Source organism: Pirellulales bacterium, assembly GCA_035656635.1.
Taxonomy (GTDB): domain Bacteria; phylum Planctomycetota; class Planctomycetia; order Pirellulales; family JADZDJ01; genus DATJYL01.
In genome coordinates this window covers 12,991-35,830 of sequence record DASRSD010000182.1, presented here as the reverse complement: position 1 = coordinate 35,830, position 22,840 = coordinate 12,991, and the positions used below count along the sequence as shown (strand labels likewise).

Below are 22,840 nucleotides of genomic sequence, written 5' to 3'. Positions count from 1 at the left end.
CCCTTCGTAGGTACCTGCCCCACCTGCGAAGGGTTCTTTTTTGCGCCACCTCGCCCGGCGGGAGAGGACAGGGGGTGAGGGTGCAGGAGAATCGATGGGTGGCCGGGTGGCCGGGGTCGAGGCCGCCGAGCCCTCGGAACCCAAGCCGGTTAACCTGGCCGGACGCTTATATAGCCCGACTGTGTCAGTCGGGCGGCCTTTTCCACCGCCCCGCAAACTGCCCCGGGCTAAAAAATTGGGACTTTTATTGCGTTTTTTCACACCCTCTAATATATTGCCCTATGTGGGTTGGGAGCAGTACGTCCGTGGGGTAAATCTTCCGATGACTTATTTCAGGGCAATTCAGCGCTGAATCGAAAATAGCGTATAGCGATTTGTCGCCGCCGGGGCTTTGGTGCGCCGCGCGGCCGACCGATCGAACGGCGCAGCGAACGTTTCCAATTCGCCGCGCTGTAATAGACCGGGCATGTCATTCGTTGCAAGTTGTGGGGTTGGTGAACGGATCGCTGGGTACGGGTCGCTGGGTTCTGGGGAGAGGCTACGACGAAGCTCCATTTCGTCGGCCGCGCGCGCCGGTGACGCGCAAAATGATTCCGAGCGGCGGCGCGTCGCCCGGAAAAAGTGTGGGCCGAATTTTTTATCGAAATCCGTCCTCTTTATGTGTGGGAGGTGTTCCGTGCACTCTTATCCGGCAGTGGTCAATGGTCAGGGATCGGTGGTCAGTGGTCAGTGGTCAAGTCCGAGCCGGGCTGTCCCCAGCCCGATGTCTGACCGCCAGCGCACCAACTCCGATTCTCGTCCCGCGCTCCGCACCCCATCACCTGCTCACCCGCTCACTCCCATTCCCCATTCCGCATTCCCCATTCCGCATTCAGCCCACCGCTCATCCCGCACTCCTCACCGCACACTCGGGAATCAGGTGTCAGTGGTCAGTGGGCAGCGCGCAGGCGATGCTCCCATTCCCCATTCCGCATTCCCCATTCCGCATTCAGCCCACGCCTTCACGCTGGTCGAGTTGCTGGTAGTGATTGCCATCATCGGAATTTTGATTGCCCTGTTATTGCCCGCCGTGCAGGCCGCCCGCGAAGCCGCCCGGCGCAGCGAGTGCAAAAATAATTTGAAGCAAATTGGCCTCGCGTGGCAAACCCATTACGATGCGCAGAAGTTCTTCCCTAGCGGCGGCTGGAGCTGGTCGCGAACTGGCGACCCGAATTATGGTTTTGGTGCGAGCCAGCCTGGCGGGTGGGCATATAGTTGCTTACCTTTCATGGAACAACGCCCGTTATGGGAAATGGGTAAAGGCACCGCGGAGGGAAGCGCTCAAAAATTTAATGCCTTGGCACAACAGATGCAAACTTATGTCCCTACGTTTTTATGTCCATCACGGCGCTCTGAACTGACCGCATATCCATTTATCAGTGCAGCTCCCAATAACGAAACGGTTTACAATGCAGGCATCACGCCCGGTAATAGCAATGGTGTAACAAAAGTGGCCCGGTCCGACTACAGCGCGAACTGTGGCGATGCCAATCCAATCAAATTCTATTTTCCTAATGCTTCGAACACTATCATTTCATCGAAATATGGCAATGAAATGAATAATCTTAGTTCGCCAGCAGATACTGCCCCAATGACCATTCCGCCGCCAACCAATTTCCAATGGCCTACCGGCCTTACAAATTCATGCACTGGTGTGTCATTTCAGCGGAGCACGATTCGCAGCAAGGACATTACCGATGGCCTGAGTCACACCTATATGGTGGGAGAAAAGTACTTGGATATCGATCTATACGATTTGGGAACTGACATTGCTGATAATGAATGGGCTTGGGTCGGTTTCGACAATGACATGTACGTTTCTGCCTATCAGCCACCTAAACACGATGCGAAGGGCACCGACGATTATAACTGTTGGGGTGGGGGTCACATTTCGACCTTCAATATGGTCTTCTGTGACGGTTCGGTCCATTCGATTCCCTATAGCATCGATTCGGCAAATCCCAATCCACCTGCCGGCGTGCCTGCCCGTACCAAAGCGGGCATCCACCAATGGCTCGCCAACCGCGCAGATAATCAATCGTTCCAAATCGATTTCTAACTTGCTGACCCAGCCGCCGGCTTGGTTAGAATCCTATTTTTTTCTGCGGCAGGGTGGCCCGGACAAATTGTCCGGGCGGCGAGAGCCGCAAGAGGTCTTCGCTGAAGTTTGCCTTTGCGTTGATGCAACCATTTTCAAGCGGCCTCTTGTCGCTAGCGCGACCCGCCGGGTGGCCCGGACAAATTGTCCGGGCGGCGAGAGCCGCAAGAGGCTTCGAGTTGAAGGTTGCCCTTTCGGTAGCGTAACCATTTTCAAGCGGCCTCTTGTCGCCAGCGCGACCCGGATGCGCTCTCCGCGTATCCGGGCCACCCTACACACAGGGTGGCCCGGACAAATTGTCCGGGCGGCGCAACCGCAAGAGGCTTCGAGTTGAAGGTTGCCCTTTCGGTAGCGTAACCATTTTCAAGCGGCCTCTTGTCGCTGGCGCGACCCGGATGCGCTCCGCATATCCGGGCCACCCGAGAGTTCGGTTAATCACAATCAATCCAGCGGATGGGCACGCCGACCGAGCGGGCTTGCAGGTAGTGTCGAGCAGAACTCCACGGCCAGTCGCAGGGCTTCGAAACCAAGCCCGCGCGCACGGGATTCAAATGGATGTAATCGAGTTTTTCCTCAATCTTTCCACGTGAGTACAGATTGAATCCATAGCTGCGTGGTTGCCAAACTGGTTCGCTCGGCGAAAAACAGGAAGCATAGTGTGCCAGCGATGTGGAAAATAAATCTTTGATGCGCAGACTACTGGTGCGTTTCCATTGCTTTAAGAACTCGCTGAGTTGCCCGTTGGCTTCAAACCATACAATCGCGTGAACATGATTAGGCATAATGACGAAGCCAACACACGAACCGGCCAACCGCCGCAACTGCCCATTGAGTGTACCCAGTACAATTCGTTTCACTCGATCATGGTCTAACAGTCGCCGCCGCTTATAACAGGAAAATGTCAGAAAATGTGCGTGATGCTCGTTGTCGTAAATTCGCCGCTTGGTCATCATAACAGCATAGGTTGCTGGGCATCGGCGACAAGCCGGCATCAGTGAAACTTCAAGGGGTGGCCCGGACAAATTGTCCGGGCGGCGCAACCGCAAGAGGCTTCGAGTTGAAGGTTGCCCTTTCGGTAGCGTAACCATTTTCAAGCGGCCTCTTGTCGCTGGCGCGACCCGGATGCGCTCCGCGTATCCGGGCCACCCTACACACCGGGTGGCCCGGACAAGCTGTCCGGGCGGCGAGAGCCGCAAGAGGCTTCAGGTTGAAGGTTGCCCTTTCGGTAGCGTAACCATTTTCAAGCGGCCTCTTGTCGCTAGCGCGACCCGGATGCGCTCCGCCTATCCGGGCCACCCGGCGAAGCGCCGAAACTCAACACAACCTTAGAGCTTATCGCTTACGAGACTTTGTCGTTTCGTTCTCCAATCTGGCGATCAACAACGAAGGCCGTACGTCCAGCCCCTTGGCGATTCGCAGCAGCACGTCCACCGTGGGCGATTTCTGGTTTAATTCCAGCAAGCTGACGTAGTTGCGAGAAATTTTCGCGCGAAACGCCAATTCTTCCTGCGTCACGCCGGCAGCCAGCCTCACTTTTCGGATTTCTTCGCCAAGCATGAACCCGATGTTAGGATTTCATGGCTTGACCGTCTTCCAACTATAGTTGTAGTAATGATTTAGGCGGTTGGCTGCGCCGACGATGGCTCTCCGTCACGGGCAGGTTGCGCGTCCGCTCGTGCCGAAGTTCATTTCCCGCTTCTTGGTATGCCGGCAAGGTTTCGACGAGATTTTTGATTAGCGCGTTGAAAATTTTCTGGCGCGCAGTACAATCGCCCCTATTAGGCACCGCAATCCGGGGTTGCACATTGACCTTTTGTCAAACGGAGCGGCACCATGCGCGCCAGAAATCGCGAACGCCTGTCCCGGTTTGAACCACTTCAAGACCGCGCCATGCTCTCGGCCAGCGCCATTTGGAACAGCGCCACCGCCACGCTCAGCATCAGCGGCGACGATAGTGGCGATACCATTACCGTGGGTAGCGCTACGTCCGGCAACGTGCAAGTAATCGCTAACGGTTCCGATATCAGCCCCTTGGGCGTGCCGGCCAGCTCCGTCAAGCTCATTGACGCCCAGGGCGGGGCCGGTAACGACACCATCAGCCTGGCCGCGGTGTCGCGCACCAACTTCCCCTTCTTGGAACACGTCACGATCAACGGCAATGGCGGCAACAACACGCTGATTGGCAGCAATTTGAGTGGGCCAGTCCTGACCGATAACTTTCAATTGATTGCGGGCGACGTGAATGGAGATGGGCAGGTCGATGTCCGCGATTTGATTGCATTGATGACGGCCCTTACTAATCGGTCGGCATACCTGGCAAGTTTTCCTCATGGCATGCTGACGGAGTCCGATTTTCTGTACATCGCCGACATTAACCGCGACGGTGCTGTGACGAACACCGACGCGCAGGCTTTGATTGATGTATTGATTTCCGGAACCACCGCGCAGCAATTGTCCGACGATAATATCTCAGGTGGCGCGGATAACGATTGGCTCGACGGCGGAGCCGGCAACGACTACCTCGCGGGCAACGGCGGCAGCAACACGTATAGCTATTCGTGGGTCGATGGAACAAAACAAGGAGACCCGGTCCAACCGCCGCTCGGTAACGACACCATTGATTCCACCGGCAACGACACCCTCGACCTGAGCGCTTTCCACGTCACCGATTACACTCCGCCCAATCTTTCTCAGCTTGGCTCGAACACCATTAGTTCCGTCAGCGCCAGCGCGCTAACCATCACCTTTCAGTCCGGCGTGCCAACGACTCTGGTGAACTCGACCGACTTGGTCGAAGACCCATACCTTGCTTCAATCGACGGCGGTGGCGCAGGAAACGATGAGACGCTTTTGTACGAGCCAAATGAGCCAACACCGACCGGGATAGGCAGAGATAGAGAGGAAGGCACAGCATCCTTAGTCGCTATCAATTCCATTTGTCAGACCGCTGAAGTGTTTAATGACAAACTTTCAGGAGTGTGGGCTATAGCACCAGAAGAGCCAAGTCCTAAGGTAGCATTTCAGGTCGCGACCCCTGGGCTGGGGATAGGCGTTGGTATTGATGCCGAAGGGAACTTCGATGTGGCTTGGAACGATCTCGGTGATGGGCGTATAACGCGATATGATGCATTAGGTCATCAGATCGGGACGACAATTGAGTTTGGGCATGGCATTGAATCGTTTGCAATGCAGGGTGAAAACTTGGACAGCCAGTCGGATGATGATTTCGTTATCGCTTGGACGGAAGAAGATGATAACCTTAATTCACAGGTTTTCGTGCAACGATTCCATGGTGATGGAACACCCATTGACGAGAACCCGCTTCAGGCTAGTACGGGCAATAATTCCCATGGTTCGCCAACAGTGGCCATGAGCCGCGATGGTGATTTCGTTGTTGCCTATGGGAGCAATATAGGCTCACAAGGTGGTATCTGCGCTCGTTATTTCGATGCGACCAAAGGCCAATTCGTGTCTGATAGCGCCCTTGGTAACTCCGAGACCATCATTTTGCCGCCCACCACCTTTGATGACTTAGCAGTCTACGGAGTTAGCAGCCCTACGGTGGCGATTGATTCCAGCGGACGATTTGTCGTGACATGGGTACAAGAAGAAAGCTTTACCAATTTCCAAGTTCTGTCGCAGGCGTTTACGATAGCCGGATCAAACGCGCCAATTCCGGGAAGAATTGTCGACTTAGGTCACCAAGTCGTTATCGCGGATACCTCGGATGGTTCATTACAATCGCCAACCGTTGCGATGAACGATGACCCGACAGGAGAACGCGGGTCGTATTACGTTGTGGCTTGGACGGAACAAGGTGAGACCATTGAGCATGTGATGGCAAGAGCGGTGCCAACTGGCAATCAATTTACGTCGACGTTTGGACCATTTCAGGTTGATCAGCTGCCTTGGTCAGTTGGGGCAGAAGGTTCTCCGATTGCAATGAACAAGCAAGGGAACTTTATTATTGGATTTTATGCTGGTACTTCCTTGCCAGATAGCTATGGAGTAGATGAGGTTACCGGATTAGATTATCAGGCCGGGTCTGATTATCGCACCTTCAGCCCATTTACTGTGAATGTCACTTCCGATCTCCCGTTGATAACCGGCGACACCGACGGAAACCACATTGTCGATTACACCGATTACCGTAACATCGTCGATAATTTTGGGCAGGCCAGCGTTGCTGGCGTCCCCTACGCCAATGTCGATGGCCTGAACGGCATTGACGTGGATGATTATTTCATCCTGCTCGACCATTACGGCGAAACGGACATCAACGTGGATGGTTGACATTGTATTCGTTTCGTGTAAGACCGGCGTGCACATCGGCTGTCAGTGCAAGTCATGAAATTCAAGGGCTGGCACAATTTGCTTCTTGCATCTAAAACAGATGTACACTAACGTGAACGGCTCGGAGCGAATGGGCTCCGCGACCGTTCTTTGGAAATTTAACTTTTCGATTGTTGCTTCGGCACGGCCCGAGGTGCGCGCCCCTCACCCCGACCCTCTCCCGCAAGGGGAGAGGGAGAAATGCGCGCGGCGTCCAGGTGCTGCGTCGAGCAGAATGCTGGGTACAAAGAAGTTCTTCAAGCCAACCGTTTGCCGCGGCGAACTTGATTGGCGAGAGCTAGGGAAGGCGCATTTAATTTGCAAACAGCTTTAATTCGCCAACAATTCGCATTGGCCGACGTAAATGGGAAGCATTCTGTCCCGCCGCCGCTACGGATCGCTCGGAAAACTTCGGGTGAAGCATAGCGCCTGACGCGCAAAAAGAAGCAGTTTTGTCCGGGAATAAAAATTCCCGGACAAATTGCCAAAAATGCCCGCAGCGCGCGCGGCTTGACGGGTTGTGCCCAGCGGCACTAGGATAGCCCACATAAAAGTGGCGGCAATGCGCGCCATTTTTATTTGTGGGGGCTTGTGACAAGATTCACAAAGTCGGGTAATCTGGTCATCGGCCTCGGCAAGGATTCGGAATTGAAAGGCATTCACCCCCATCATCCCGTGCTTCCCGAGAAGGAAAGACGGGGCGTGATATGGTAATTCACTAGGCCTTCTTTCTAAAGAAAAGAAGGAGCTTGCGATGGCGGATTTTCTGCCCATTTTGCTGTTCGTAGTGGTAGCGGCCTTGGTGTCTTGCGCCATGCTGGCCGCGCCCCGTTTGATTGCTCCCCGCAAGCGGACCGCCGTGAAGGAAATGCCATACGAAAGCGGCATGGACCCCATTCACGACACTCGGCGGCGATTTGCCGTGCGGTTTCATTTAGTGGCGATTGCGTTTTTGGTGTTTGACGTGGAATTGTTGTTTTTGTATCCCTGGGCTGTGGCCGTTCGGCATGTCGAGGCAGCCACGGTGATGGCGGCATCGGAAACCACGCCCTCACCCCAGTCCTCGCCCAAAGGAAGAGGGAATATATCGGCGGCGCGCGGCATTGATTTGGCCGTGAGCGATGGTTGGATTTCCTCTCGCGGGCTGGTGTTTGCCGGAGCAATGGTATTCATTCTGCTAGTGGTGCTGGGCTTTGTGTACGACTGGCGGAAAGGGGTTTTTAAGTGGCGGTAGAATTGCCGGAAAATGTGGTCGTTAGCAAGCTCGATGCGCTGGCTAGTTGGTGCCGCAAAAACAGCTTGTGGCCCATGCCGTTTGCCACCGCCTGTTGCGGCATCGAGTTGATGGCTACCGGCGCCAGCAAGCACGACATTGCCCGCTTTGGCGCCGAGGTGTTTCGCTTCAGCCCGCGGCAGTGCGATTTAATGATTGTGGCCGGGCGCGTGGTAATGAAAATGTTGCCTGTGCTGCAGCGCATTTGGCAGCAAATGAACGAGCCCAAGTGGTGCATTTCGATGGGAGCCTGCGCCAGCACCGGCGGCGTATTCGACACGTATAGCGTGGTCCAGGGAGTCGATCGGTTTATTCCCGTCGATATGTATTTACCCGGCTGTCCGCCACGGCCGGAGCAGTTGATTCAAGGGATCATCGATTTGCAGGATAAAATTCAGCGCGAAGGAACCTTGGGAGGCGCCGAATTCCGATTGAAAGCTGCGCAACAGCCGAAGCGCGCTTTGATTGAGTTGCCCGGGCCGCCGCAGATTGACAGCGCGCGCAACCCGGTTGTGTGGAAAAGTGAAGTCCAGCAATAGCGAGCACTGATGTCGAACGATGCTGCCAGCATTGATTTGTTGAAGAACCGCATCGCGGGAATTTCGACCAGCGAGTTTCGCGGGCAAGTGCGCGTGGTAGTTCCGACGGAACACCTTTTTGCGTCGCTGGAGTTTTTGCACGGCGAGCGGGTGTTCGATTTTCTCGTGGACATCACCTGCGTTGACTATTTGAATTACCGCGGGGCGACAGACCGCTTCGGGCTCGTGTATGTACTTACCAATACGGTTACCAATGAACAGCTGATGGTGCGCACTTTTTTGAACGAGCCGGATTTGGCAGTGCCCAGCGTCACCTCGCTGTGGGAGGGGGCCAATTGGATGGAGCGCGAAGTATGGGACATGTTTGGCATTACCTTCGAGGGGCATCCGGACCATCGCCGCATTTTGCTGCCCGAGGAGTTCGCCGCCTTCCCGCTTCGGAAAGATTATCCCTTGCAAGGCCGCGGCGAACGGCATAATTTTCCGGTGCTAACCCGCGATAGTGCATGAAGCAGCAGCAAAATATGCCGCGAATAAACGCGAATGAGGCAGCAGATGAAATTGGATAGTTCACAAGTGAATTCGGCTAAGGATGGTGTTTGGTTGTATTGGCACGCGGAAACGATAGTTTGTTTTGATTTGCGTTCATTCGCGTTCATTTGCGGCTAATATATTCCCTGCCATGCCCCTTGCATCTGTCGAAAGTCGCGATTTGGCCCATGACGAACCGCAGGATTACCTGTGGACGCTCAACTTCGGCCCGCAGCATCCAGCCACGCACACGACATTACGGCTGGTGCTGAAACTGGATGGCGAACGAGTGATCGACGCCATGCCCGACATCGGCTATTTGCACTCGGGTTTTGAAAAGCTGGGCGAGCATTTGAACTACAACCAGTATGTCACGATTACCGATCGGATGAATTACATTTCGCCGATGACCAACAACGTGGCCTGGCACGGTGCTGTGGAAAAATTGCTGGGTTTGAAGCTGACACCGCGGTGCCAATACATTCGCATTATTATTTCCGAGCTGTCGCGGATCAGCGATCATTTGCTGTGCAACGGCGCCGCCGGGCTCGATACCGGCGCGTTCACGTACTTTTTGTACGCGTTTTACCAGCGCGAAGTACTGTACGACATTTTCGAAACGCTGTGCGGGGCCCGCTTCACCAACAGTTACACGCGGGTCGGCGGACTAATGTACGACATGACACCGCTGGTGGTGGAAAAAATCCGTGCCTTTTGCAAAAACTTTCCGAAAACGCTGCACGACATGGAGCGGCTGTTGGATCGCAATAAAATTTTTGTCGACCGCACCAAAGGCGTGGGCGTGCTGACGAAAGCGGAAGCAATCAACCGCAGTTGCAGCGGGCCGGTCGCCCGGGCCAGCGGCGTGACGCGCGATTTGCGCAAGGACGACCCGCATTTGCCGTACAGCGATTTTAATTTTCAAGTCTGTTGTGCTACGGCGGGCGATTGCTACACCCGATATTTGGTCCGCATGCAGGAAATGTGGGAAAGCTTGAAGATTGTCGAGCAAGCCATTGAAAAATTGCCCGGCGGCCCGGTGAATGTGGGCATCGACCAACGCACGGCGTTTCCCGACAAGCGCTGGGTGTATTCGACCATTGAGGGAACCATTTCGCACTTCGAATTGCAAATGAGCAACCGCGGTTTTGAAGTGCCGCACGAGGAAATTTACGCGGCGATTGAAGCGCCCAACGGAGAGCTGGGCTTTTACATTGTCGGCGACGGAACGGAAACGGCGTATCGTGCCCGATGCCGGCCGCCGTCCTTCATTCACTTCGCTGTGTTTCCGCACTTAATTCGCGGACACACCCTGAGCGATATTGTGGCCGTGCTAGGAAGTTTGAACATTATTGCGGCGGAACTGGACCGATAGGAGAAATCAAATGGGGAATGGCGAATGGGGAATGGGGAATAGCGGCGGAAAAACAACTTCCGTCATTTCCGATTCCGCACTCCCCATTCCACATTTTCAAACATGATCGCTAATGAGCGCGTACTCACCGACGAAATGATCGCCGAAATCAAGGCGCTGTTTCCGCGCTATCCGACCAAGCAGGCGGTGACGCTGCCGGCATTGCACATTGTCAACGAGCGGCTGCGCTATGTGCCACTGGAAGCCGTGGTCGAAATTGCCGGGCTGTTGGAACTTGCGCCGGCCGAAGTGCAAGACACGCTGTCGTTTTACGGCATGTTCAAGCAGGCTGGGCCGCATGGCAAAGTGCGGGCGTGGGTGTGCCGTTCGGTTAGTTGTGCCTTGCGCGGAGCCGACGAATTGTTGGAGCATATGTGCCACACCGCCGGATTGAAGCCCGGCGAAACTACCGCCGACGGAGCGCTAACCATCGAATTCGCCGAATGCCTAGGCGCTTGCGAATACGCCCCGTGCATGCTGGCGAATAAAACACTGCATAAAGATTTAACGGCAGGAAAAGCAGACAAGTTTTTGAAAGAAGTGGCTGGAAAGTGAATGTCGAATGTCTAATGTCGAAAGAATGACGAAATTCGAATGACCGTCACCAAATCCGAACCCGTTTTGCTCGCGCAAGTCGGCAAGCCCGAAAGTTGGACGCTGCGCGCGTATGAAGCCGCTGGCGGCTATACCGGTTTGCGTAAAGTGTTCAAGGAAATGTCGCCGGAGCAGACCACCGAAATGGTTAAAGCCAGCGGTTTGCGCGGCCGGGGCGGGGCAGGGTTTCCCACCGGTTTGAAGTGGACATTTCTGCCGAAGAATCATCCCGGCCCGATTTACATGTGCATCAATGCGGATGAAAGCGAGCCGGGCACGTTCAATAACCGCATTTTAATGGAAGATGACCCGCACCAGGTGATCGAAGGGATCATCATCTCTTGTTATGCCACGCGGGCGACCACGGCGTATTTGTATTTGCGGTACGAATATCCGCTGTGCTGGGACCGGCTGCAGAGCGCCATTGACGAGTGCTACGCCAAAAACTTGCTGGGCAAAAATATTTTGGGGAGCGAATTCTCGCTCGATATTTTTCTGCATCGCGGGGCGGCGGCGTACATTTGTGGCGAAGAGACGGGGCTCATCGAAAGCTTGGAAGGCAAGCGGGCTTGGCCGCGCATCAAGCCGCCGTTTCCGGCTGTAGAAGGGGCATTTCGCAAGCCGACGGTGGTCAACAACATTGAAACCGTTGCCTGCATCACGCACATTGCCGCGCGGGGGGTGGAATGGTTCAAGTCGATGGGGGTGCCGCCGGATTCGAAAAATCCGCGCGACGCAGGCAGCTATGGGCCCAAGCTGTATTGTCTGAGTGGGCATGTGAATAAGCCGGGATGTTACGAAGCGCCACTGGGCATTACGTGCCGGGAACTCATTGATGAATTCGGCGACGGCGTATGGAAAAATCGCAAAGGCAAAGCAGCCATTCCCGGCGGCATCAGCATGGGGCTGCTGACGGAGCCGGAGTTTGACACGAAGCTCGATTTCAACGAGCTGGGCAAAGTCGGCTGCTTGGGGCTGGGGACGGCGGCGGTCGTGGTGATGGATGAGACCACGTCGATGGTCGATTTTTTGCACAACAGTTGCCGCTTCTTCCAGCACGAAAGCTGCGGCCAATGCACGCCGTGCCGGGAAGGAACCGGCTGGGCGCTGCGAATGCTCAATCGCATTAAAGCCGGTAAAGGGCGCATTAAAGATTTAGATTTGCTGCTAGAAATTGGCGATTCCATCGGAATTATTCCCGGCACCACGATTTGCGGCCTGGCTGATGGGGCGGCGTGGCCCATTAAAAATGCCATCCGCAAATTCCGCGGCGAATTTGAAGATTACATCAAACGCACCAACCCTGGCGGTTACGCCGTGACCGAGCCGGTGCCGGCATTGCAAATTGTCGGAGCACATTGAGTCCAATCATTAGGTAAGCAATCGAATGGCCATTGTTATTGTTGACGGGCAACAAATTGAACTGAGTGAGCACGAGCGGCTGAACGGCATTCAGGCGGCTGAGCGCGTGGGCGTCAACATTCCGCACTATTGCTGGCACGCTGGCTTAACGGTAGTGGCCAGTTGTCGCATGTGCCTAGTGGAAACCGGCACGCGCAATGCAGAAACCGGCGCCATCACCATGGTTCCCAAGCTGATGCCGGCCTGCCAAACACCGGCCAAAGATGGCACGGTGTTCGTGACCAACAGCGAGGCCGTGAAAAAAGCCCGAGCGCAGGTGGAAGAGGCCTTGCTGATCGATCATCCCATCGATTGCCCGATTTGCGACAAAGCCGGTGAATGTCATTTGCAGGACTATCACTTCGAGCATGGCCAGGCGGAGCGTCGGGCCGACATTCGGCCATTCACCAGCGCCACTCGCGACATGGGCGATACCGTCAAATTGTTTGTCGATCGTTGCGTGATGTGCAGCCGCTGCGTGCGGTTTTGCCGCGAAATTACCGGTACTAGCGAGCTGCTGGTCATCAATCGCGGCAGCGCCGAGGAAATTGACGTCTTCCCTGGTTACCCGCTGGCGAACAAACTTTCCGGCTGCGTGGTCGATTTGTGTCCTGTCGGCGCGCTGGGGGACAAAGATTTTCTGTACAAGCAGCGCGTCTGGTTCATGCGGCGGCATTTGGGTGTGTGTGCCGGCTGTTCCACCGGTTGCACCATTCGCATCGATGAAAATCAAGACACAGTGTACCGCCTGACGCCGCAGGAAAACCCGTTCATCAACAAATGGTGGATGTGCGACGAAGGGCGCTACGGTTACAAGCATTTGCATTCGCCGGAGCGAAAGATTGAACCGCGGCGGCATGTGGCCGACCGTGAATTTGAAAACGTCGATTGGTCGCAGTTGCCGCGCGAACTGGCCGCGGTACTAGAAAAAGTCTGTAGCGGTGGTCGGCTGGCGGCAGTGGTGTCGCCGCATTTGACGGTGGAAGAAGCATATTTATTGTGCAAGCTGGCCCGATCAATCGATTCGCAGGCCGTGCTCGCGCTGGGGCCTATAGTGGCGGTGGGCGAAGATGAATCGTTCCCCGGCAAGTTCACCATCCACGCGGAAAAATGCCCCAACCGCAAAGGCGTGGAAGAGATGTTGGCCCATTTTTGCGACGGAAAAATCAAATCGTTCGACGAGCTACTGGAAGATCTGAGTGCTCAGCACCCTCATCCTAGCCCTCTCCCAGAGGGAGAAATGCAAATCAAAGCCGCCTGGGTCAGTGGAGGCTATTCGCAAGGAAATTGGTGCGACGAGAACGCAGCCGCGCCATTTGCGGCGCTGGATTTACTCGTCGTGCAAGATATGTTCGAATCGCCGCTGTGGAAGGTGGCGACCTATCAATTGCCTGGCGCAGGTTTTGCTGAACGGGCCGGATCGTACGTGAATTTTGCTCATCGTCTGCAATCATTCACCTGGGCCATTCGTCCGCCGGCCGGCGTATGGGTGGAAGGGCAATTGTATTGGCAGATGCTGGGCATGCGTGGGCTGTACAACCCACGGAAAGTGTTAGGTGAAGTGGCCGCTGAAATGATTGCCTTTAGCGCGGCCGCGGATGAAATTCCGTTGGTGGGAATTGACTTACGGGTGAATCAGTTGGCCGGGGCGACGGTGTGACGATTGTTTCGTGCTAAGCCGCTAGCGACTCAGCCTTGGGGATTGGCAATTCATCTGCTCATTTATTGGTTTTATCATTTTTACACGCATGTCGCTGGCTACAATCATCACGCTTGTGAAAATTCTGCTGCTGGTCGGCGGGCTGCTGACCGCGGCGGCATATCTGGTGCTATTGGAGCGGTGGATGGCCGCCTGGGTGCAGGACCGCCGGGGGCCGAACCGCGTGGGCATTCCGCTGACAAACATCAAAATGTTCGGGTTGGGTCAGCCACTGGCCGATGGTTTGAAGTTCATTTTCAAAGAAGAGTTTACGCCCAGTCACGTCGATAAGAGTTTGTTTCGCTTAGCGCCGATTGTGATTATGACGGCGGCGGTCGCCATTTTTGCGGCCATTCCCTTTGGCAGCGTGCTGCCGCCTTTGGGAATTAACGGCATTCAGGATCCTATTCCGCTTTTGGTGGCGCCGGGGCTGGATGTGGGGATGGTTTACATTTTCGCCCTGTCGAGCATTGCCGTATATGGCGTGATTTTGGGGGGCTGGGCCAGCAACAATAAATACAGTTTTTTAGGCGCGCTGCGGTCGAGCGCGCAGCTCATCTCATACGAAATTCCGCTGGGGTTGGGATTGCTGGGCGTGGTGCTGCTGTGCGGCACGTTGAAGTTGGATTCCATCATTGCCCAACAAGCCAGCACTGGTGTGTGGAATGTGTTTTTGCAGCCGCTAGGCTTCTTCGTGTTTGTGGTGGCGGCCACGGCCGAAGCAGCGCGGCTGCCGTTCGATTTGCCCGAGGCGGAGCAGGAACTGATCGGCGGTTATCACACCGAGTATTCTGGCATGAAGTTGCTGTTGTATTTGATCGCCGAATTTCTGCACATGATTACGGCCGCCTTTTTGATCGTCATTTTGTTTTTGGGAGGCTGGCACTTTTGGGGTTTAACCGGATCGGGCAACGAAATTACTTGGCCGATCGCCATTTTGCGAATTGTGGTGCTGGCCGCGAAAATTCTGGCCGTGATCTTGCTGTTCATGATTGTGCGCTGGAGCTGGCCCCGGTTCCGGTTTGACCAACTGATGTCGCTGGCCTGGAAGGTGATGGTGCCGTTGGGGCTGGTGAATTTGGTTGTCACCGCGGTGCTAGTGGAGTATGGCAGGCCTATCGCTCAGGCCGTGGGATTCAACAGTGTGTGGGTCACCATCATTTTGAGTTGGGGCATCACGTTGGTAGCCTGGGTGGTGGCGGGTTTGCTCGCGCCCTTGTCGACTGACAATACTCCCCGGCCGACTGCATTGCCCTTTGATGCGGAAAGCGAGTTGGGCCATGAAGCCTGAAGATCCGGCCATTAAATGGGTAGAAGAACCACCGCTGGGTTTGGCCGGACGGATGTATTTGCCGTTGTTTGTGCAGGGGTTGTCGACGACGGTGAAGCATTTGTTCAGCCCGAAGGTCACGGTCAGTTTTCCCGAGCAGCGACCGAAAATAGGCAATCCGCTAATTTACCGCGGCGTCCACCGGCTAAACAAAGATAGCGAAGGCCGGGTGAAATGCGTGGCCTGTTTTTTGTGCTCCACCGCTTGTCCGGCGCATTGCATTGACATTGTCGCCGCGCCCAGCCCGTGGCCCGACCGGGAGAAATACTGCGAGAGCTTCACGATCGACGAATTACGGTGTATTTTCTGCGGCATGTGCGAAGAAGCTTGCCCAGTGGACGCGATCGAGTTGACCAGCCTGTTAGACCTTACGGGCCGCAGCCGTGAGGAAATGGTGTTCGACAAAGAAAAACTGCTCAGCGTGTACGACATCACGAAGGATGCCGAGCCGATGAAATCGATCGCGCTGGGAGGCACCGTATGACAGGGTTGGTCGGACTGTTGCCTCATGGTTTTTTACTGGCAGCCGATGCGGCTGAACCAGCGGCGCCGACGGGGTTGAATCGATTCATTGCGCCGCTATTGCAATTCCATCCGCTGGCTTGGGGCGTGATTTTGGGCGGATTGGCGCTGTGGTTGATGTTGCCGCGCGGAAATGCCAAAGGCCGGGCGCTGGGCGCGGTGTTGGGAATTGCCGCACTGGGTTTGTTCAGTTCTCGGTTGTTGCCGCTGGGCCTGTGGAGCAGCAACGTCGTGTTTTGGATTCTCAGTGCCGTGACCATTGTGGCGGCAGCCTGCACGGTGACCTTTCGCAGTCCGGTGTACTGCGCGGTGTGGTTTGCGATGACGCTGACGGGCACGGCCGGCATTTTCATGGTGCAAGGGGCCCAATTTTTAGGCGTGGCCACCATTGTGGTTTACGCCGGGGCGATTTTGGTGACGTTTTTGTTCGTGCTGATGTTGGCCAGCCCCAAGGGAAATGCGTATTACGATCGAGTGAGCTGGGAAGCCTTGCTGGCCGCTGCCGCCGGAACCGTGTTATTGGCGATTCTGTCGATTACCATTGGCAAGCTCGGCCTGAATCAAATTCAAGTAACCGACACGGCGGCGCTGCAGCAAAACGTGTTGGTGCCCGATCATGTGGCCCGGCTGGGGGCGGAATTGTTCGGCCGGCATTTGATTGCTGTGGAAGTGGCCGGCACGCTGCTATTGGTGGCACTGGTCGGGGCCACAGCGATTGTCAGCGCTCAGCGGCGGGAAGATTCGCAGCCAGGTTCGCAGGCTGAGACGCCCTCGTCGCATTCACGCGCCCCGGCGGATCGTGCAGGCAGCGCGAAGCATTTGCAGGAGGCAGCGCGATGAACGAAGCCGCTCTGCTGCAAAATTCGTTGTTGGTGGGCGCCGCTCTGTTTTGTATTGGGCTGGTGGGTTTTTTGAGCCGGCGGAATATGATCGTCATGTTTTTGTGCGCCGAGATGATGTTGCAAGGCGTATCGGTGAGTCTCGTGGCTTGGGGCCGCTGGCACAACAATTGGGATGGCCAAGTGCTCGTCATTTTCATTCTCACCGTGGCCGCCTGCGAAGCGGCTGTGGCCTTGGCGCTAGTGCTCATGCTGTTTCAGCGCCGCGACAATTTGGATATTGCCGCCTGGGACGAACTGCGGGAAAGCAACTTGTCAGCCTATGTGGATCACGAATTACCGGCTATAGCCGAGCCCAGACCCCATTGGCCACACCTGACACCAGCCGGTTTGGAACCGAAGGTGGACGAAGAAGAAATCACGCATCGGAACCACGTGTGACAGATTGCTCCCGGTTTATGACCGGCAGCAGAATCGATCATTGCAAAATCGCAAACGATGGATACTTTATTAATTTCGATTCCGGCTTTGCCGCTGGCGGCGTTTTTGCTGCTGGCGTTTTTCGGCCGTGGCTTTGGGCGGCTGAGCCACTGGCCGGTGGTGCTGGCCTTTGCCGGTTCGTTCGCGCTTAGCTTGCCGTTGTTGTTTAGCGTTCAAGCGCAATCGAGCGAATCGCTCAACGGCGGGCAGGGGCACATTGGTTACGAGCACGTTTATACGCTCTGGACCTGGGCCGATGTGAACAACGCCTACACGCCACGGCCAGCGATGGCGAATTCGTCTTCGGTGCCTGTCGTTACGGAAGCACCGCACAATTTCACGATCGACGTCACGCTGCGGGCCGATCCACTCACCTGTTTCATGCTGTGCATGGTGACGTTTATTTCCACGCTGGTGGCGATTTACGCCAGCGGCTACATGCACGGCGATCCAGGCTATCCGCGGTTTTTCTGTTACATCGCACTGTTTGTGTTCTCGATGACCATGCTGGTTTCGGTCAGCAACTTTTTGCTACTGTACACCTTTTGGGAAGCAGTTGGGTTGTGCAGTTATTTGCTGGTCGGATTTTGGTATGAAAAGCCGGCGGCAGCGGCTGCGGGAATGAAGGCCTTCCTGGTAAACCGCGTGGGCGATTTTGGCTTTGCGATTGGTATTTTTCTAATTTGGACCACTTACGGCACGCTGAATTTTCACGATACGCAAATCACCGCTGTGGATGGCGCGGTGCAACAAGTGGCCGGAGTGCTGGGTCAAACTCGGCTGGCAAATCCGGCGATGTTTGCCACCGGCGGCGTTGCGGTGGCGATTTGCCTGCTACTGATGGCCGGCGCCTGCGGCAAAAGCGCGCAGTTTCCGCTACATGTGTGGTTACCCGACGCCATGGAAGGCCCCACGCCGGTGAGCGCGCTGATTCACGCCGCCACAATGGTCACGGCCGGTGTGTACATGGTTGCACGTTGCACGCCGCTCTTCTTGGCGTCGGCCAGCACGCCGTGGTTTACCATCGGCGGTTCGCCGGTGACTGCGCAGATGGTTGTCGCCACCATTGGAGGTTTTACGGCGATTTTGGCTGGCACCATTGCGATCACCCAAAACGATTTGAAGCGCGTGCTGGCATATTCCACAATTAGCCAGCTTGGCTACATGTTTCTGAGTTTAGGAACGGGATCGCTGCTGGGCATTGTGGCGGGCATGTTCCACCTGTTCACGCATGCATTTTTTAAGGCCTTGTTGTTTTTGGGCGCGGGCAGCGTGATGCACACCATGGGGGGCGTGATCGATATGCGTCGCTTCGGTGGGTTACGGCGGCTGATGCCTATCACTTGCGGAACGTTTCTGATTGGCTGCCTGGCGCTAGCGGGGTTGTTTCCGTTTTCTGGATTTTGGAGTAAGGATGAAATTTTGGGGGCCGTGCATGATAAATCTCTGCACAGCGAAGGCTTCGCTCACGGCCTGTACGGCGCCCTGTATTGGGTGGGCGTGTTCACCGCCGGGCTGACCGCGTTTTACACGTTCCGAGCTTTCTTTAGCACGTTTTATGGCGAAGAAAGAATTCCGCACGAGGCGGGTCATCATGCGCACGAATCGCCGCGCGCGATGACCGTGCCGCTGTTAATTTTGGCTGTCCCGGCGGCATTGATCGGCGGATATTACGGTCTGACGCACGGCATTCTGGAGTTTTTGAAACTCACGCCGTCGCTGGCCTATCAAACCATCGCGAAAACCGCAGAGCAACCGAAATTGGAGTTCGGAATATCGGCGCTGAGCACGGGCGTTGTAATTATTGGCATCAGCTTGGCCGCCTATTTGTATCTGGGCGGTCGCTCGCAGGCGGAATGGCTGGGCCGGCTGTTGCGGCCGTTGTATGTGTTATCGTACGGCAAGTTCTTCATCGATCAAATTTATCAAGTGCTTATCGTGTGGCCGTTGCGGATTCTGGCGTCAATCAGCTATTGGGTAGATTGTTACGTGATCGACGCCCTCGTGAATTTTGTGGGAGCCATTCCGGCCGTGTGTGGTTCCATGCTGCGGTCGCTTCAAAATGGGATGGTGCAGTTTTATGCGCTGGCCATGATGTTAGGCCTGCTGGTGCTGATTGGAGCGCTTGTTTTGTGGCCGGGATGAGTGATGAGGTGAGCACGTGATGGGGTGAGGCGGTGGTGGTGCGGCAAGGTTTGAGCGATTTTTTATGCACAACATTTTACTATCGACGATTTTGCTGCCCGCCTGCGGCGCTTTGGTGGCGTGGCTATTTGCTGCGCAGGGCAAAGCGACGGTACGGCTCATCGCGCTGATCACCGCCGGTATTACCTTGGCGCTGGCCGCGCATTTGTGCGTGCAGTATTGGTTCGATCAAGGCCTGCAGGGCAATTATGCAGTCCGTGAGTTTAACTGGCTGGGTGAAGCGGCGAAAATTCATTTCGCGTTTGGCTTGGACGGGCTCAGTGTGTGGATGTTCGGCCTGTCGGCCTTACTTACGTTTACCGCAGTGTTGGTGAGCTGGGAAGCGGTAAAAGATCGGCCAGCCGGCTTTTACGCTTTATTGTTGCTGTTGGAATGCGGCATGATCGGCGTGTTTTCAGCTCGGGATATTGTTTTGTTTTATGTGTTTTTCGAGTTCACGCTCATCCCACTGTATTTTCTAATCGGTATTTGGGGCCACGAAGAGCGTCGCTACGCCGCCAATAAGTTTTTTCTGTTTACGTTCACGGGTAGCGTGATCGCGCTGTTGGGGTTGATCGGCATTGTGCTGTGGGCATACAGCGCTTCGAACGAGCTGACATTTTCCATTCCGCAACTGCATGAAATTTTGGGACAACATCCCATCCCCATGGACGCGGCGCATGGTCACTTGCAGTTGCTTATATTTTTGGCGTTGGTAGCCGGCTTTGCCGTGAAAGTGCCGCTGGTGCCGTTGCACACCTGGCTGCCCTTGGCGCACACTCAAGCGCCCACGGGGGGCAGCATCGATTTGGCCGGAATTTTGTTGAAGTTGGGCACGTACGGCATTTTGCGGTTCTGTTTGCCGATGCTGCCCGACGCCACGGCCATGTGCATGCCCTGGATTTTATGGCTGGCCGTAATCGGCATTATTTATGGCGCCTTGGTGTCGCTGGTGCAGGCAGATTTGAAAAAGCTCGTGGCTTATAGCAGTGTGAGCCACATGGGGTTTGTGATCCTGGGCTTTTTTGCGCTCAACCAATTGAGTTTGCAAGGCGGCATTTTGCAGATGATTAACCACGGGCTATCGAGCGCCGGTCTGTTCGCGGTGGTCGGGATGATTTACGAGCGTTACCATACTCGGCAAATTAGCGAGTTGGGTGGATTAGCCAAGCGCACGCCGATCTTGGCCGCGTTTATGTTGATCTTCACGATGTCGAGCATCGGTTTGCCGGGGCTCAACGGTTTTGTGGGCGAGTTCATGATTCTGTTGGGGATGTTTCAGCGGGCTTGGACGGATGCCCCCGGCCCGCTTGGTCCGCAATTGATTGTGATTGCCGTGCTGGCTGTCAGCGGCGTGGTGTTGGGTGCGTGGTACATGCTGTGGATGATGCGGCGGGTGTTTTTTGGTCCATTGCATGAAGGGCATCTGTCGCAGGCCGATGCGGAGCAAATTCACGACCTGCGGCTGTACGAAATTTTGGCTTTGGCGCCGTTGGCGGTGTTCATCGTGTGGATTGGCCTGTACCCCAAATTATTTTTGAAGCCGATTGCGCCTGCGGCGGACGAAATCATCGCTCGCACCAGCCAGCCGCTGGAAAATTATTACGCCCAAAAGCCTCAACTGGTGAAAAAAGGCGTCGCTAAGCCACAAGCAGAGTTGCGGCCGGTCTCTGTCAGTAGGAACGAGAATTAATCCGATGACCGATTCCACGACCATTTATTTGCTGTTGCCGGAGATCATTTTGATCGCCGCGGCCACGTTGTTGTGCGTGGTAGGCGCGTTTCGGCCGCTGCGTGCTATGGCCAGTTTGATGGCATTTGGGGCGATCGTCATCGCGGCAGTGGTGCTGGGAGCACAAGATGGTGAACTAAAGCTGTTTTCCGGTACGGCTCCCTTTGCTTCGGCCAGTGGTCCGCTGGCAGTCGATTTGTTTGGCCACACGGTGCGCTGGGCGATTTTGGCGGTGGGCGTGGTGCTGGTGTTGATCACTGCTCGTCCGCAGCCTACTCAACAACGTGCTGAGGAAACGGCATCTATTTTGTTGATGTTGGCCGGTTTGATGATTGCCGCCGCCGCCAACGAGTTGATTTTGCTTTTCGTGGGATTGGAGTTGGTTTCGATCCCCACGTACATCGTGCTGTATGTAGGCCGGAACGACAGCCGCGGCCAGGAAGCGGCCTCGAAATACTTTTTTCTCAGCATCCTTTCCTCCGCCGTGTTGTTGTATGGGTTCAGCTTTTTATATGGCGTGGCCGGATCCACCCGGCTGGAGAAAATTGCGGCAGTTGTATCTGCGGGAGTTGGTGGTACAGCCGATGGTGGATTCAACGAAGCACTGGTGCCTGTGGCTCTGCTATTGATGTTCGCCGGGCTGGCGTTTCGCTTGGCGGTGGTGCCGTTTCATTTTTATGCGCCGGACGTTTACCAAGGCACCAGCAACGCCAACGCCGGGCTACTTTCCACGCTGCCGAAAATTGCGGGTTTAGCTGTTTTGGCTCGAATTCTGCTGACCGCACTGCCGGGTTGGGAGTCGCTCGGTTGGAAAGTGGCGCTAGTCGTGTCGGTTCTTACCATGAGTTTAGGCAACGTGTTGGCGCTCTGGCAGAATAATATTCGGCGGATGCTGGCGTATTCGTCGATTGCCCATGCTGGATATTTGCTGATTGGGGTAGCTGTGGCGCTGGCGATGCGAACCACGAAGACAGGCATCGCGGCAGGCGGATTTCTCTCCAACACCGCGGGCCTTAATGGCTTGGGGGCCGCGATGTTCTACTTGGCGGTGTACATGATTGCTACGCTGGGTGCCTTTGCAGCACTGGTTTATTTGAGCCGCGAACGGAAGCAGGTGAATTCGCTGGACGATATTGCCGGATTGAATCGCACGCATCCAGTGGTGGCACTGGCGATGGTCGTGTTCATGTTTAGTCTGGCAGGCGTGCCGCTATTTGCCGGCTTTTGGGGAAAGTTTTCGTTGTTATATAGCGCGCTGACACTGGACGAATTTTCCGCGCAAGGAGCCATTTGGCTGCGGCCGTGGTTTGTTGGGCTGGCGTTGGTGGCGGTGTTGAATGCGGCGATCGGAGCGGCCTATTATTTGCGGGTGATTGGCGCAATGTACTTCCGCGGCGCGGAGCAAAAAGTTGCCGTAGCGCAGCGCGGCTTGGGTCCGGCCGCGGCCATGGGTATTTGCATGGTGCTGGTGATCGGCATTGGCCTACTGCCGGGCCGGGTGCTCGATTGCGCCATCCGGGCTGGACAAGCGATTGGCCAACCGGCCATGGCTCACACGGCGGTAGATCGCCTTCGCAACGACTTGCAAACAACCTCTTTCCCGGTCGCCGAAAACCTTTCGCCTTGAAATTCCCATTCCGGCAACGTGACTTTGCATAAAGATCTGTCGCACAAAGAAAAACCGCCGCGCCAGGTCTGCCCCAGGCCCAGCGTGGCGGTATGCGTCATACGCGCCAGCAATTCCTCGTCGCGCCAGACGAGTTCGCAGAGTTAAGCCGCGGGATACTGTGGCATGCCGCTCTGGCTGCGGGAGGAAATCCCACCAGAAACGGA

General features: G+C 55.6%; 20 protein-coding genes. 16 read left to right on the top strand and 4 right to left on the bottom strand.

Features of this window, described 5'->3' with window-relative positions; all coding sequences use genetic code 11:
* Positions 1 to 342 precede the first annotated feature (342 nt).
* On the bottom strand, positions 343 to 468 hold the full coding sequence (locus VFE46_18935; protein ID HZZ30080.1) for a hypothetical protein: 126 nt from the start codon (positions 466 to 468) through the stop codon (positions 343 to 345).
* A 490-nt stretch (positions 469 to 958) separates the two neighbouring features.
* Between VFE46_18935 and VFE46_18930 the strand changes: the two genes are divergently transcribed.
* Positions 959 to 2,098, top strand: coding sequence for a DUF1559 domain-containing protein (locus tag VFE46_18930; protein ID HZZ30079.1), 1,140 nt, complete (start codon positions 959 to 961; stop codon positions 2,096 to 2,098).
* A 470-nt stretch (positions 2,099 to 2,568) separates the two neighbouring features.
* Here the strand turns inward: VFE46_18930 and VFE46_18925 are convergent, their stop codons facing one another.
* Entirely contained in the window at positions 2,569 to 3,087 is a 519-nt protein-coding gene (locus tag VFE46_18925; protein ID HZZ30078.1) for a transposase, read from the bottom strand.
* Between the two features lie 382 nt (positions 3,088 to 3,469).
* Complete coding sequence (locus VFE46_18920; GenBank protein ID HZZ30077.1) at positions 3,470 to 3,694, bottom strand: helix-turn-helix transcriptional regulator; 225 nt, start codon at positions 3,692 to 3,694, stop codon at positions 3,470 to 3,472.
* Between the two features lie 276 nt (positions 3,695 to 3,970).
* On the opposite strand from VFE46_18920, the gene VFE46_18915 reads away from it, so the two are divergent.
* Positions 3,971 to 6,430, top strand: coding sequence for a dockerin type I domain-containing protein (locus VFE46_18915; GenBank protein HZZ30076.1), 2,460 nt, complete (start codon positions 3,971 to 3,973; stop codon positions 6,428 to 6,430).
* Between the two features lie 429 nt (positions 6,431 to 6,859).
* On the opposite strand, the gene VFE46_18910 is transcribed toward VFE46_18915, so the two are convergent.
* Positions 6,860 to 7,132, bottom strand: a complete 273-nt coding sequence (locus tag VFE46_18910; protein HZZ30075.1) for a hypothetical protein — start codon at positions 7,130 to 7,132, stop codon at positions 6,860 to 6,862.
* Positions 7,133 to 7,223: 91 nt separating this feature from the next.
* Here VFE46_18910 and ndhC point away from each other — a divergent pair, with 91 nt between their 5' ends.
* From ndhC to VFE46_18840, 14 genes are all read left to right on the top strand, one after another.
* A complete protein-coding gene (gene ndhC, locus VFE46_18905) occupies positions 7,224 to 7,703 on the top strand; it encodes an NADH-quinone oxidoreductase subunit A (protein HZZ30074.1) in 480 nt (159 codons plus the stop codon).
* A complete protein-coding gene (locus VFE46_18900) occupies positions 7,694 to 8,281 on the top strand; it encodes an NADH-quinone oxidoreductase subunit B family protein (GenBank protein ID HZZ30073.1) in 588 nt (195 codons plus the stop codon). The genes ndhC and VFE46_18900 overlap by 10 nt, the downstream gene beginning before the upstream one ends.
* Positions 8,282 to 8,290: 9 nt before the next feature.
* Positions 8,291 to 8,791 carry an NADH-quinone oxidoreductase subunit C gene (locus tag VFE46_18895; protein ID HZZ30072.1) on the top strand — a complete coding sequence of 167 codons (501 nt, stop codon included), beginning with the start codon at positions 8,291 to 8,293 and terminating at the stop codon, positions 8,789 to 8,791.
* A 172-nt stretch (positions 8,792 to 8,963) separates the two neighbouring features.
* On the top strand, positions 8,964 to 10,187 hold the full coding sequence (nuoD, locus tag VFE46_18890) for an NADH dehydrogenase (quinone) subunit D (protein ID HZZ30071.1): 1,224 nt from the start codon (positions 8,964 to 8,966) through the stop codon (positions 10,185 to 10,187).
* Positions 10,188 to 10,289: 102 nt separating this feature from the next.
* Positions 10,290 to 10,781, top strand: coding sequence for an NAD(P)H-dependent oxidoreductase subunit E (locus tag VFE46_18885; protein HZZ30070.1), 492 nt, complete (start codon positions 10,290 to 10,292; stop codon positions 10,779 to 10,781).
* A gap of 39 nt (positions 10,782 to 10,820) precedes the next feature.
* Entirely contained in the window at positions 10,821 to 12,182 is a 1,362-nt protein-coding gene (nuoF, locus tag VFE46_18880) for an NADH-quinone oxidoreductase subunit NuoF (GenBank protein ID HZZ30069.1), read from the top strand.
* A 25-nt stretch (positions 12,183 to 12,207) separates the two neighbouring features.
* Entirely contained in the window at positions 12,208 to 13,881 is a 1,674-nt protein-coding gene (locus VFE46_18875; GenBank protein HZZ30068.1) for a 2Fe-2S iron-sulfur cluster-binding protein, read from the top strand.
* 88 nt (positions 13,882 to 13,969) lie between these two features.
* Positions 13,970 to 15,211 carry an NADH-quinone oxidoreductase subunit NuoH gene (gene nuoH / locus VFE46_18870; protein ID HZZ30067.1) on the top strand — a complete coding sequence of 414 codons (1,242 nt, stop codon included), beginning with the start codon at positions 13,970 to 13,972 and terminating at the stop codon, positions 15,209 to 15,211.
* Positions 15,201 to 15,734 (top strand): NADH-quinone oxidoreductase subunit I, encoded by a 534-nt coding sequence (locus tag VFE46_18865; protein ID HZZ30066.1) that lies wholly within the window; start codon positions 15,201 to 15,203, stop codon positions 15,732 to 15,734. Before nuoH ends, VFE46_18865 begins: the two co-directional genes overlap by 11 nt.
* A complete protein-coding gene (locus tag VFE46_18860; protein ID HZZ30065.1) occupies positions 15,731 to 16,612 on the top strand; it encodes an NADH-quinone oxidoreductase subunit J in 882 nt (293 codons plus the stop codon). The genes VFE46_18865 and VFE46_18860 overlap by 4 nt, the downstream gene beginning before the upstream one ends.
* Positions 16,609 to 17,052, top strand: a complete 444-nt coding sequence (nuoK, locus tag VFE46_18855) for an NADH-quinone oxidoreductase subunit NuoK (GenBank protein ID HZZ30064.1) — start codon at positions 16,609 to 16,611, stop codon at positions 17,050 to 17,052. The genes VFE46_18860 and nuoK overlap by 4 nt, the downstream gene beginning before the upstream one ends.
* A 57-nt stretch (positions 17,053 to 17,109) precedes the next feature.
* Positions 17,110 to 19,236, top strand: a complete 2,127-nt coding sequence (gene nuoL / locus VFE46_18850) for an NADH-quinone oxidoreductase subunit L (GenBank protein ID HZZ30063.1) — start codon at positions 17,110 to 17,112, stop codon at positions 19,234 to 19,236.
* Between the two features lie 64 nt (positions 19,237 to 19,300).
* Positions 19,301 to 20,968: an NADH-quinone oxidoreductase subunit M gene (locus tag VFE46_18845; GenBank protein ID HZZ30062.1), complete on the top strand. Its 1,668-nt coding sequence runs from the start codon at positions 19,301 to 19,303 to the stop codon at positions 20,966 to 20,968.
* Between the two features lie 4 nt (positions 20,969 to 20,972).
* The gene (locus tag VFE46_18840) at positions 20,973 to 22,634 is read left to right on the top strand and encodes an NADH-quinone oxidoreductase subunit N (GenBank protein HZZ30061.1); all 1,662 of its coding nucleotides are present in this window, start codon (positions 20,973 to 20,975) and stop codon (positions 22,632 to 22,634) included.
* Positions 22,635 to 22,840: the final 206 nt, after the last annotated feature.